The following is an 11,865-nucleotide window of genomic DNA, read 5'->3' as shown; positions in this document are numbered from 1 at the left end:
TTGGCTAAAAAAACACAAGGAACCAACGGTAAACAAAAACTATTCTGTTCGTTTTGCGGAAAAGAACAGGACGCGGTCAAACGTTTAGTTGCGGGTCCGGGTGTTTATATCTGTGACGAATGTATTTCCCTTTGTAATGAAATCATCGCCGAGGATCACGATCATACTCAGGAAAAGACAGACGTTTTCGGGGAAGTTCCCAATCCGGCGGAAATCAAAAATATTTTAGACCAATACGTGATCGGACAAGATCACGCAAAAAAGGCACTTTCCGTAGCAGTTTACAATCACTACAAACGGATCAATCTGAAAGAAAAAAAGTCCGAGGTGGAAATCGAAAAGTCGAACATTCTTTTGATCGGACCGACCGGAAGCGGTAAAACACTCTTAGCTCAAACCCTCGCGAGAATCATCAAGGTTCCCTTTGCGATCGTGGACGCGACCGCTCTTACGGAAGCGGGATATGTCGGCGAGGATGTGGAAAATATCATTCTCAAACTGATCCAAAACGCGGACAACGATATCAAGCGGGCCGAAATCGGAATCATTTATATCGACGAGGTGGATAAGATCGCCCGCAAATCGGACAGCGCTTCCATTACCCGGGACGTAAGTGGGGAAGGAGTGCAACAGGCTCTCCTTAAAATCATAGAAGGAACCGTAGCGAATGTTCCTCCGCAAGGCGGACGAAAACATCCTCACCAGGAATACCTCCAGGTGGATACGAAAAATATCCTATTTATCCTCGGTGGTGCGTTCGTGGATCTTCCGAACATCATCAAGTCCAGAACGGGTGTAAAAACGATCGGTTTCGGTTCCGAAGAACAAAGGAAACAAGCCGACAGCAAGGACGCCCTCATGGGGCAGGTGATCCCGGAAGATCTGATCAAGTTCGGATTGATCCCTGAGTTTATCGGTAGATTACCGATCGTCGCCACTCTGCAGGAGTTGGACGTAGAGATGCTAAAGGAAATATTCAGAGAACCGAAAAACTCGGTTCTCAAACAATACACTCGTTTGTTGGAATTGGAAAACGTCAAACTTACTTTCCGGGAGGACGCGATCGATCGCATTGCGGAACTTGCCATCAAACGGGAGTCCGGAGCAAGAGGATTGAGAGCCATCGTGGAGAATATCATGTTGGATCTTATGTTCGATATTCCTTCCCGTAAGGACATAGAGGAAGTCGTGATCACGGGAGAAGTAATCTCGGATCGTGCCGCTCCTACCTTGATTCTCAAAAAAGAATCCAAGATCGCATAACGTTTCAAACGATCGGATCGGGGTTTGGCACAGTAGATTTTTTCTTTCGTCTGAAAGAGAGGGAAGTCGTTCCGTTTTGCTGCTTGGGCCTCGGTTCTCGCTTATCCTCGGTTATCCCAGTTTTTTTTCATACACCCAGAATTCTCGACCGTTTTTATTCCAGTCTCGCATCGGGTTTCGAATGTATCCGCATTTTTCATACAAGGCGTGGGCCGCTTTCATCGCCGGTTGTGTGGAAAGAACCGCACCGCTCAAACCGGATTTTTTCGCCTCCGTTTCGAAGTCGCGACAAAGACGATCTGCGATCCCGTTTTTCCGGTAGATGGGCAAGGTGGCGAGCAGCTGCATTTCCGCTTCGTGAGAGTTTGCGATTTGTCGATACGGATTGTGAGCGTTTCCGAGAACAATCATTCCCGCTACTACTTCGGTTTTCGTAATTCCTAAAAGAATCGTTCCCCGTTTTTTTACTTCTCCGATCGAAAATATCCGCTCCGCAATTTCCGGGGAAGTGAATCCAGCGTCCACATAACTCTGCTGCAGCAATTTCTCGATGCTCCGGTCGAAATCGGTTTGTTCGAGGGGATAGGATTTGATTTCGAATTCCATAGAAACCTTTTGCGAGTCGCTTACGATTTTTTAGGAAGCGAATCCCTCTCTACTCCGGCATTTTTATACGAGACGTCAAGTTTGAATGAAACCCGGCGGGCGAGAGTTTTCTAAAAACCGTAATTCGATTTCGTTTTTTGTTCCGAACTTCCGTTCAAAAGAAAGGCGACCGTTCCCGATGAGAACGATCGCCCTTCGAATTAAATCGAATTAAATTAAATCGAAGAGATTACTTTTTCTTTTTCTTGTCTTCGGTTTTGGTAGAAGACTGAAGTTTTCCCTGCAGTTCGATTTTTTTCTTTTCCGCCCAGGGAATCGCGACGCTCAACTGTTCTGCAAGAGAAAGAAGATTGTCGTTGATATCCAAGAGTTCGTCTACGATTACAAAATAGGAAACGCTGGACTTGAGTTTGCTGTCCCCTTTTTTGATACGTTTCATCTGACTTTTGTAGATGTTTTGTTTGATCTTTTCGAGGTTTTTGGTTTTCTTTTCCGATCTCGCTTTTTCGAGTAGATCGGGAAACTTATCCGAATCCGCCAAAAGTTCCATGAGATTGGTAGCCGATTTTCGCAGTTCCTTCACTTCCTCTTTTTCGTCTTTGGAAACTTCCTGAAAGGAGCTGATTCCGTTGGAAGCGGTCCGCAGAATATTCCAGATACTTTCCGTGATTCGATCGAGATGATTGATGGAATCGGTGACTGGATGGATTGCGGAAAGATCCTCTTCGTCCAGATGTTTGTTGGCGATCGATAAAAAACTGGAAAGGGAATTCTCCCTCATCTTTTTTAAATCTTTCAGAAGTTTTTGTGTCTGTCTGAAGTTTTTCTTTTTTCCGTTCACATAACCCGCGCAGGCGTTGTTGAGCGCCTTTCTTGCGACGCTCAAACTGGCGAGCATGGAAGAGATCGTTCTTGTGAGAGCGCGTTCCGGATGTTTTTTGAGTGTGATCAGTTTTTCCAGATTGGCGTCGTAGGTTTCCTGACGTTTTTTGTGGATTCTACCGAAAAGATAGATCAATAAACCCGCGACCAAAACCAGAACGATCACCGAAGAAAAGCCGAACAGATACAGGATCGATCCGATGATCCCCGCCGTTGTGGAAGCGATGATGGCGGTAAAAAACCAACCTCCTACCACGGTCAAAACCCCGCTGACTCGGTTTACGGAATTCTCCTTGTTCCAAGCTCCGTCGGTGAGAGACGTTCCCATGGCGACCATAAAGGTTACGAACGTGGTCGATAGAGGAAGTTTGTACAGTGTTCCGATCAAAATCAAGGCGCTGGAAATCTGTATGTTTACGGAAGCTCGCAAAAGATCGAAGGCTTCGGTTTCGTGGACTTTTACCACTTCGAAGATATTCCTTTGTTCGAATCGTTTTCCGATGAAGTGACGGACTCTCGCGGGGAGAATCGCCTTGATCGGAGTGTAAATTCCGAGCGCGATCTGGACGAAAACGCGGGCGACCAGACTTGTATTAAAACTTTCTAATGTTTCTCCCTGGGAACCGAGTGTGACTTCGGTTTGGGTGACCGTGGCCGCTTTTTTGGAGAACCAAAGAGGAAACAACATCACGCAGGCCGCTCCCAATAGGATGAAATTCGGAGTTTGTACGTTTCCTGCGAGGCCGGTCGCCAGAGCGTTGGGATCTCCTCCCTGTTGGATGAGGGTCCATGTAGCGAAACTAGCCAAAGGAACACCGATGAAATTCACCAAGTCGTTGCTCGCAAAGGCCATAGCGAGCGAACCGGTTCCCACCAAAACTAAGAATTTTAGAATATTCCATTCTAATAATACTAGAATCTGGAAAACGACGGAAAATACGGCGAAACTGACGAGCAGTATGTTGGTGAAGTTTTCGTTGATGTATTTTACCGTTTCGGATGGAATGAACGAGGATCCTTTCATCGCCGACAAAAGAGTGAAAAATACCACCGTGGTTAGGGAAAGTCCGCCGAAAAGTCCTCCGAAATATTTCATCGAGTTTTTGAGGTGGAAAGAAAAGATAAAACGGAATACGAATTGAAGGATCATTCCGGAAAGGAAGGCGACGATGACACTCGTCACGATTCCGAAAATGATCTTCAAGGCGCTTTCGGAGTTGATGATCTGAAACGCGCCGTTGAGGGTTCCGGTTTTTAAAAATGCGATCGCAAGTGCGGCGCCCAAAAGTTCGAATACCAGGGACACCGTCGTGGAAGTGGGCAGCCCTAAGGTATTGTAGAGATCCAAAAGAACGATGTCGGTCAACATCACCGCCAAAAACAGGAACATCAAATCCTGGAGCGCAAATCCTTCCGGATGAAAGATACCTTTCCGGGCGACTTCCATCATTCCGCTCGAGGAAAGCGCTCCGAAGATGATCCCGATTCCGGCAACGACTAAAATGATCCGTTTGGAAGAGGCTTTCGAACCGACCGCGGAATTGGTAAAATTGACCGCGTCGTTGGAAACGCCGACCAAAAGGTCGCCGACTCCGAGAATGGCCATAAGGATAACGATGATTAGGAAAAAGTCCATGAAACGCTTCCGATTGTTTTTTTGTAGAATCTACGATTTTCGCTTAGAAATCCGTAAAACAGTTGATTGAGTGTTTTCTATAGGGGAAGTCGGACAACTGAAATTTTACCGACGGCCCATCCGTGTTTATTACTTTTCCGTTACAAAATTCAACCGGTTAATCCTCCAGATCCCAAAAAAAATCCTTGTTGGTCAGCTCTTCTTCCGGGGTGGGGATTTCCGTAACGGAGTAGAAATTTCGGGTTCCGGCGGAATCTAAAATCAGTTGAACCTGTTCTTTGAGTTCCCAGGTTTCCTTTTCCCAATAATCGGTGCCCGCAAATTGGGGAAAGGCTTTCGGGAAAGACGGGTCGGTTCGAAAGCGGCTGGAAATCCAGGCGGAGTAGTGCACAAAACGCATCGCCCGGAGAATTTCGATGAGCCGAAACCAGCCCTCGTCGAAGTCCCTGAATTCCCGATACCCTTCGAGAATTTTGTTCCGTTCCTCGAAGGAATCCTGCCCCTTAGAAAGTAACATCCAAAAATCCTGGACTGCGGGGCCGCTCAAACTGTCGTCGAAATCCACGAAAAACCAACCCTCGTTTCCGAAGAGAAGATTCCCTTTGTGACAATCTCCGTGGATTCTGTGGAACGGAACCGATTCGATCGCTTGGTGATATAGATCCAAGATTCGTTTTACGATGTCTTGGTATTCGTTTCTGCATCCGGGAGGAATCCATTCTCCCGCGAGCAAGGTTTTCAGGGGTTCGTTTCCGTACGTCTCCGAATTCAGAGTGATTCTGTGTTTCATCGGTTGGGCGGCCCCCACATTGTGAATTCTCGCGAGCAATCTTCCCAAAATCCGAAGTTGTTCCGCGTTCAGTTCGTCGGGAGAACGTCCGCCCACCCGAGGCCAAAACGAATAATACATTTCGTTTTGAAACGAGGCCACCGTGTTTCCGTCGGGAAAACGCAGAGGCGCGCAAACCGGAATTTCTTCCGTACGTAAATCTTCTAAAAAACGGTGTTCTTCCAGAATTTGTTCCCGGGTCCAACGTCCCGGACGGTAAAATTTGGTTATGATATGGGAACCGTCTTCCAAACGAAGATCGAAAACACGATTTTCCAAACTATTGAGTGCCATACAATGTCCGGACGGTTCGTAACCGGCGGCTTCGGCCAGGGTAAGAATTTCTCCGGGATGGAGTGAAAAAAAATCGGCCATTCCCTTCCAGGATTCGTTCGTTTCGTTTTCCTCCAAGACAAAAACGCTCCATTCCATCGTGCACGTTTAGAATTTGGTTTTCAATAGAATCGGATTTTACAAATTGATTCCGTAAGAAGGAAAAATCATGAAAATATCAGTAGGTAATTTGCCCCAGGAACTGACCGAAGAGGAATTGAAAAAGATTTTTTCGGAATTCGGGACCGTTCAAGAAGCGCATATTAAAAAAGATAAAACGACCGGTCGTTCCTTGTCCTATGGATCCGTGGATATGGAAGATTCGGCGGGAGCCAAAGCCATCGCGGCTTTGCACAAAAAAGAAATACAAGGCAAACAGATCGCCGTCGTGGATTCGGAAGAGCTCAAAAAAGAATTCGAGAAAAAACAATCCCTGAAAGGGGGAGCGGCCGGTTCCGGAAAAATTCACGGAAACCAATCGAAAACCGGAGGATTTTCCGGGGCCGGGGTCAGAAGGACCGGAGGAAGAGGAAAATGAAACGAGTCTATTTTTGTTTGGCGGCTGTCATTCTTTGGGCGAACGTTCCCGCGTCGGCCGACGGGGATCTGATTCTCAAGGATATCCGTGTCGGAACCGGGAAAGAGGCCTTTTCCGGTTCCAATGTGACCGTTCACTACGTGGGAACTCTCACAAACGGGAAGAAATTCGACAGTTCTCGGGATCGTAGAACCCCGTTTACGTTCAATTTGGGCGCGGGCGAAGTGATCAAAGGTTGGGATCGAGGGGTTCGAGGAATGAAGGAAGGTGGAATCCGCAAACTCACCATTCCCCCCGAATTGGGATATGGATCCCGGGGAGCGGGAGCCTCGATTCCTCCGAATTCCACGCTCATTTTTGAAGTGGAATTACTAAAAGTGTACTGAAGATTCTACTTTTTGAAACAGAATTTACCGTATTCTGACGTTAGATTCTAAACGGAATCCGGTTCTAATCTATCAGTGAGGAAGCGTTCTTACGATAGCTTACACCGGATGTCTTATAACTTTTTCGAACTTTCTCCCGTTCCAGGCTGTATCTTAGATCCGTCCTTCCGTATCAAACGGGCAAATTCCTCGTTTTGCAAGTCCTTCGGTTTTTCGAAAGAGGGATTGGAAGTCGGAACTACGTACTGGGGAGAAGTTTTCGAATTTTCGGGCGCAGCTCCCGATTTTTCGGATCCTTCGCTTTGGCCCGAACCGGCTGTCGCCGATCCGCCTTCCTACACGATATCCGTCCGCAAAAGCGGTTTTTCCTCTCGAGAATATTCCGTTTTCTTTGCATTCGATTTCGAAAATATGCAAATTCTTGCATATTTAGAGTCCGGTAGAATTTCCGAATTTTCGAAAGTTTCCCGATCGGCTCGAACGATGCGTTCCTACGAAAACGGAAACGATCCGGAAAAACCGGCCGACTCCTGGGTTCAAAAACAAAAATTGGAGGCCATCGGAACTCTTTCCGCGGGAGTGGCACACGAAATCAACAATCCGTTGATGGGAGTGATCAACTACGCGGAACTGGTCTTTAACGGAATCGAATCGGGAAATCCGCTCCGCAAATACGCGGGAATCATCCTGCAGGAAAGCAATCGTATCTCCGAAATCGTAAAAGATATGCTCACGTTCACGCGCTTGGAAAAGGAAGAGGCGAGGTTGCACGATTTGACCGCGATTTTCTGTTCCACTTTCGGGCTTTTGAAAAACGGATTCCGCAAATCGGGAATCGAAGTCGTCGTTCCTCCTTTGGACGTTCCCGTGTATGCGGTTTGTTCCGCGGGAAGGCTCCGACAAGTGTATCTCAATCTTCTCACGAACGCCAAAGATGCGCTGGATCTTCAGACCGATCCTACGAAACCGAAACTTCTTACCTTGGAATGGATCCCTCTGAAAAAAAAAGGCAGGCCCTTTCTACGAACCGTCGTAGAAGACACGGGAATCGGAATCCCCGAGGAAAACCGTCATAAACTTTTCGATCCGTTTTATACCACGAAGGAAATCGGTAAGGGAACGGGTTTGGGACTTACCGTTTCCTACAATCTCGTTTTGGAAATGGGAGGCGAACTTTCGTTTCAATCCGAAAACGGAACGACCCGGTTTTACGTCGATCTTCCGGAATCCTTCTGAAAGATCCTTGACTTCGGGAAGGTTTATCTTATTCTAATAGACTCTTCTCGATAACGTATATGACCGTTCCTGCGCGATCCAAATCAGAATTGTACGACCCGGAGGAACGGTATTCGATCTTATTCCAGTCCGCGATCGATGCGATCGTTTCCTTGGATCGGAATTTTAGAGTGTTTCTCATCAATCCCGCGGCGGAACGTATGTCCGGTTATCTCGCCTCCGAAATCATCGGAAAAACCATCGAACATCAGTTTCCTCTTCGTATTAGAAATCGGTTTTATAGAATCCTGAAAAACGTCGCCAAACTGCCGGATAAAAAAAGACAAAAACCCTTCGGCCCAATTCGTCTGATTCGCAAGGACAAATCCGTGCTTGTTTCCGAGGTTTCGATCTCCGTAACCGGACCGGAAGGGGACTTTCAATACCACGTCATCATCCGAGATATATCAGAAAAACATAGAATTCTAATGGAATTGAAACGGGCCAATCAAACTCTCAAACGTATGGACCGTGAAAAGGAAGAGCTGCTGGAAAAACTCGAAGAGAAGGTAAGACAGAGGTCCAGACTTCTCGCGAACTACTACAAGGCGATGAAAGAGGAATTGAGTCTCGCCAAACGTCTTCAATCGGAGATCCTTTCCGTAATGCCTTCCGTTTCCGGGATTGAGATCCATTCCGCTTATCTTCCGATGATGGAGGTGGGGGGAGATCTCTACGATTTTTTCGAAATTCGTCCCGGTGTTTTGCGGGTGTTCGTTGCGGACGCGACCGGACACGGGATCCAAGCGGCGTTGTTGACGATGACGATCAAGGGAATTTTGGAATCCTTAAAAAAGAAGGAAGTCGATCCGGGCGAACTACTGACGGAATTCAACTACGAATACTGCCGTAATTTCGGAAACATAGGGATGTTTTTTTCCTGTTTTCTCGCCGATATAGACACGGTTCAAAGGAGGATCGTGTATTCCTCCGGGGGACATCCTCCTCAATTTTTTCTTTCCAAGGACTTGGTGATGGGTTTGGATCGGACAGGTTCCCTATTGGGATTGGATTCGAAAAACCGATACGGGATCTTTTCGTTGACGTATCAGTACGGGGATAGGTTGTTTCTTCTTACGGACGGCATTTATGAGGAATTTAATTCCGAAAAACAACAGTTCGGCGAATTGTCCGTGCAGAGAATCCTGGCGGAAAAATTCGATGAGCCTATGGAGGAAACCATCCCCGCGATTCTACAAGCTCTCATGGATCATCTCGGAGGACAAAAAATTCAAGACGATATAACCGCACTTTTGATATCCTTAAATTCCCCCGATTGATCCGATGTCGCTTATCATTTTATCGATTTCATTTTTCCTCTTTTCGCTCTATCTATTCCTGGAAAAACGGCGTAGATCCGCGGATATCGATTCGGTTCCGATTCGAATTCACGTCAACGGAACTAGAGGCAAATCCTCGGTCACACGACTGATCCATTCCGTACTTGTCGAGGCAGGATGGAACGTATACGCGAAAACCACCGGTTCCTCTCCGAGGTTGTTATTTCCCGATCGAAGCGAGATTAAAATTGACAGAAACCGGATTTCGATTTCGGAACAGGGAAAATTTCTACGTTATGCGGCCGAACGTAAGGCGGATGCGATCGTTTTGGAATGTATGGCCGTGCAAGAAGAGTATCAAAGAAAATCGGAAACTTTCCTCGTTCGTGCCACCCATACCGTGATCACCAATCTTCGTACCGATCACTCGGAATGGGGGGATCCGACTCAATGGACCGAACTTGCTTTCGCCGAAACGGTCCCGACCGGCGGAACGCTCGTTCTGGGAAATTCTTTTGAGAATTCGATTTTGCTTAAAACCGCTCAAGTAAAACGATCGACCGTTTTTTTTCCGGACTCGGATGACAAGGGAAAATCCGAACGTTTCCGGGAAATTCTGAGCCGACTGTCCTATCGGGAACATTCGGAAAATCTCGAGATTGCGGACGAAATATGCAAAAAATTGAATATTCCGGAATCTACGATCCGTGACGGAATGTCGAAAACACGTCCGGATCCGGGCGCGTTGAAAATCGTCGATTCGGAATCAAACGGAGAAAAAATCGGTTTTATCTTTGCGTTTGCGGCGAACGACGTAGATTCCTGGGAAAAAATCTACCGTTCCGCGATGAACGAACGGAGGTGCGAACGTGTTGTCGTCGTTTTTAATTCCCGAAGGGAAAGGCCATTTAGAACTTTAGAATTTTCTAAATTACTTTCACGATTGAAGGAGGTGGAAACGATCCATTACTTCGGACCGTGGATGAGAGCGTTTTTGAGAGTTTACCGGGGGACCGCCCTCGTTGTCGATCGAAACAAAAAGAGGGAAACTTCCGGGTATTACGATCCGTCGGTCGAAAGTCCTGAAAAAACGAAAACGGTTTCGAACTCGATCTGGATCGGAGCGGGAAATTTTCGGGGAAGCGGACGTGTTTGGATGGAAACGTTATGCGATCGTTTGCGGGAAAAATCGGCATGGAAATCCTGACGCTTTCTATTGGACTCGGAATTCTTATCGGTTTCGTTTTCGAGGAAAAAACGGGAATCCACGCGGGAGGTTGGATCGTACCGGGATATTTCGCGCTCGAACTGTCCGATCCCTGGTTTCTTTTGATCGTTACGCTCTCTTCATTTTCCACCTACGGAATTTATAAGATCGCCGAACCCCATTTTCTGTCCTTCGGAAATAGGAAGATCGCGTTCGTTCTGATCGTTTCCATTCTGATTTCATATTTGTTAAGCGAAGTTCTGAACCAACACAACGCGGGAAAACGCGTCGGAACGTCCGGTTTTGGACATCTGGTTCCGGGGCTGATCGCGTTGTCGATGGAAAAACAGGGGATCTTGCGGACGGTATCTGGAGTCACGGTCTGCGTTTGTATTCTCCGGATGGTTTTGATCCTCCTTTTAGGAGGGACGTTTTAGTTGCAGGAAGTCTTCCGAAGATATAAAAATCCGTTTTGGATTTCGGCCATTACGTTAGTCGCCTTGTCTTTATACGGAATAGTATCCTATTTTCCGGAAGAGGAATTTCAGGACGCTTATGAAATTCGAAAAAGTGCGAGTGAACGGGCCTACGCCGCGTTCGAACGGATAAAAACGTTACGATCGGAGAAAAACATCCCGATCGATCCAGTGATTGATCCATATAACAGCGGTTTGGTGGGGGTAGAAATTTCGTCCGTTACTAGTTCCGCGGGAAAACTCTCCGCTAAACTTGTGTCGTTGCATCCTGATTTTGCGGCTTGGTTCGTACAGCGGTTTCGGGAAGCGGGGTTAAAACCGGGGGATACGATTTCCGCAGGAATAACCGGCTCTTTTCCTGCGTTGAACGTCGCTTTTTTTGCGGCGGCCGATGCGATGGGATTAAAAACCATCGTGATCGGAAGCGTTTCTTCCTCGCAATTCGGCGCCAATCTTCCCGGGCTTTTGTGGCCGGATATGGAAGGCGACCTAATAAAAAACGGATTCATCGAAAACCGAACCTCCTTTTTCAGCGTCGGAGGAATCGACGACCGGGGAATCGGAATCGATAAGGAAGGTGCGGATTTAATCCGGGACTCGATCTCTAAAAACGGATATCGATTTCTTTCCTCGGATTCGTTCGAACAATCATTACTTAAAAGAATGAGAATATATGAAACTTCGAATATATTGCTTTACGTGAACATCGGAGGAGGCACAGTTTCTGCGGGAACGGGATTGGGGAAGGGAAGAATCCCACGCGGAATCGTATTTTCTTCGGACGAAAATATCTCGTCCCCCGATTCCGTAATGAAACGGTTTTTGGAAAAAAAAATCCCGATTTTACACGTGATCGGAATCGAGTCCTTGGCTTCTGAGGCGGGAATGAAATACGAAATCGGAACGGTGGCGATACCGGGTTCTTCGAATCTTCTCATCAGACGAAAACCGTCCCGTAGTTTGGCCGCGTTCGCGTTGGCTGTTTTGATTCTTTTTCTTTGGATTTTCTCGGGTCGCATTTCCAACGGAAGCGAACAAACACAAAACCCGTCCGTTCGGCTTTAGGCGAAAAAATACATTCGATTCGGACGTCGGTTTAGCAGATTCGAATCGATTCATCGATTGATACGAAAGTTTTATCTCCTTGCTTAAAT

11 protein-coding genes are annotated in these 11,865 nt (G+C 47.0%); 8 read left to right on the top strand and 3 right to left on the bottom strand.

The window, feature by feature from the left end; genetic code table 11:
- A complete protein-coding gene (clpX, locus tag EHQ17_RS02985; RefSeq protein ID WP_135595454.1) occupies positions 1–1,263 on the top strand; it encodes an ATP-dependent Clp protease ATP-binding subunit ClpX in 1,263 nt (420 codons plus the stop codon).
- A 111-nt stretch (positions 1,264–1,374) separates the two neighbouring features.
- Here the strand turns inward: clpX and EHQ17_RS02980 are convergent, their stop codons facing one another.
- From EHQ17_RS02980 to EHQ17_RS02970, 3 genes are all read right to left on the bottom strand, one after another.
- Positions 1,375–1,869, bottom strand: coding sequence for a GNAT family N-acetyltransferase (locus EHQ17_RS02980; RefSeq protein ID WP_135595455.1), 495 nt, complete (start codon positions 1,867–1,869; stop codon positions 1,375–1,377).
- A 229-nt stretch (positions 1,870–2,098) separates the two neighbouring features.
- Positions 2,099–4,387: an inorganic phosphate transporter gene (locus tag EHQ17_RS02975; protein ID WP_135595456.1), complete on the bottom strand. Its 2,289-nt coding sequence runs from the start codon at positions 4,385–4,387 to the stop codon at positions 2,099–2,101.
- A gap of 157 nt (positions 4,388–4,544) precedes the next feature.
- Positions 4,545–5,591, bottom strand: coding sequence for a serine/threonine protein kinase (locus EHQ17_RS02970; RefSeq protein ID WP_135595505.1), 1,047 nt, complete (start codon positions 5,589–5,591; stop codon positions 4,545–4,547).
- A 127-nt stretch (positions 5,592–5,718) separates the two neighbouring features.
- Here EHQ17_RS02970 and EHQ17_RS02965 point away from each other — a divergent pair, with 127 nt between their 5' ends.
- From EHQ17_RS02965 to pgsW, 7 genes are all read left to right on the top strand, one after another.
- Positions 5,719–6,087 carry an RNA recognition motif domain-containing protein gene (locus EHQ17_RS02965; RefSeq protein ID WP_135595457.1) on the top strand — a complete coding sequence of 123 codons (369 nt, stop codon included), beginning with the start codon at positions 5,719–5,721 and terminating at the stop codon, positions 6,085–6,087.
- Positions 6,084–6,473 carry an FKBP-type peptidyl-prolyl cis-trans isomerase gene (locus EHQ17_RS02960; protein WP_135595458.1) on the top strand — a complete coding sequence of 130 codons (390 nt, stop codon included), beginning with the start codon at positions 6,084–6,086 and terminating at the stop codon, positions 6,471–6,473. Before EHQ17_RS02965 ends, EHQ17_RS02960 begins: the two co-directional genes overlap by 4 nt.
- Positions 6,474–6,581: 108 nt before the next feature.
- Positions 6,582–7,709, top strand: a complete 1,128-nt coding sequence (locus EHQ17_RS02955; RefSeq protein ID WP_135595459.1) for a sensor histidine kinase — start codon at positions 6,582–6,584, stop codon at positions 7,707–7,709.
- A gap of 59 nt (positions 7,710–7,768) precedes the next feature.
- Positions 7,769–9,028, top strand: coding sequence for a SpoIIE family protein phosphatase (locus EHQ17_RS02950; protein ID WP_135595460.1), 1,260 nt, complete (start codon positions 7,769–7,771; stop codon positions 9,026–9,028).
- A gap of 4 nt (positions 9,029–9,032) precedes the next feature.
- Positions 9,033–10,235, top strand: a complete 1,203-nt coding sequence (gene pgsB / locus EHQ17_RS02945; protein ID WP_135595461.1) for a poly-gamma-glutamate synthase PgsB — start codon at positions 9,033–9,035, stop codon at positions 10,233–10,235.
- Positions 10,223–10,672: a poly-gamma-glutamate biosynthesis protein PgsC gene (gene pgsC / locus EHQ17_RS02940; RefSeq protein ID WP_135595462.1), complete on the top strand. Its 450-nt coding sequence runs from the start codon at positions 10,223–10,225 to the stop codon at positions 10,670–10,672. The genes pgsB and pgsC overlap by 13 nt, the downstream gene beginning before the upstream one ends.
- Positions 10,673–11,776, top strand: coding sequence for a poly-gamma-glutamate system protein (gene pgsW, locus EHQ17_RS02935; RefSeq protein WP_246057348.1), 1,104 nt, complete (start codon positions 10,673–10,675; stop codon positions 11,774–11,776). It abuts the gene before it with no gap.
- The last annotated feature ends 89 nt before the right edge of the window (positions 11,777–11,865 follow it).

Origin of the sequence: Leptospira gomenensis, from assembly GCF_004770155.1 — a bacterium.
Classification (GTDB): domain Bacteria; phylum Spirochaetota; class Leptospiria; order Leptospirales; family Leptospiraceae; genus Leptospira; species Leptospira gomenensis.
Note: the sequence above shows the minus strand (reverse complement) of the source record. Positions and strands in the feature narration are given on the sequence as shown.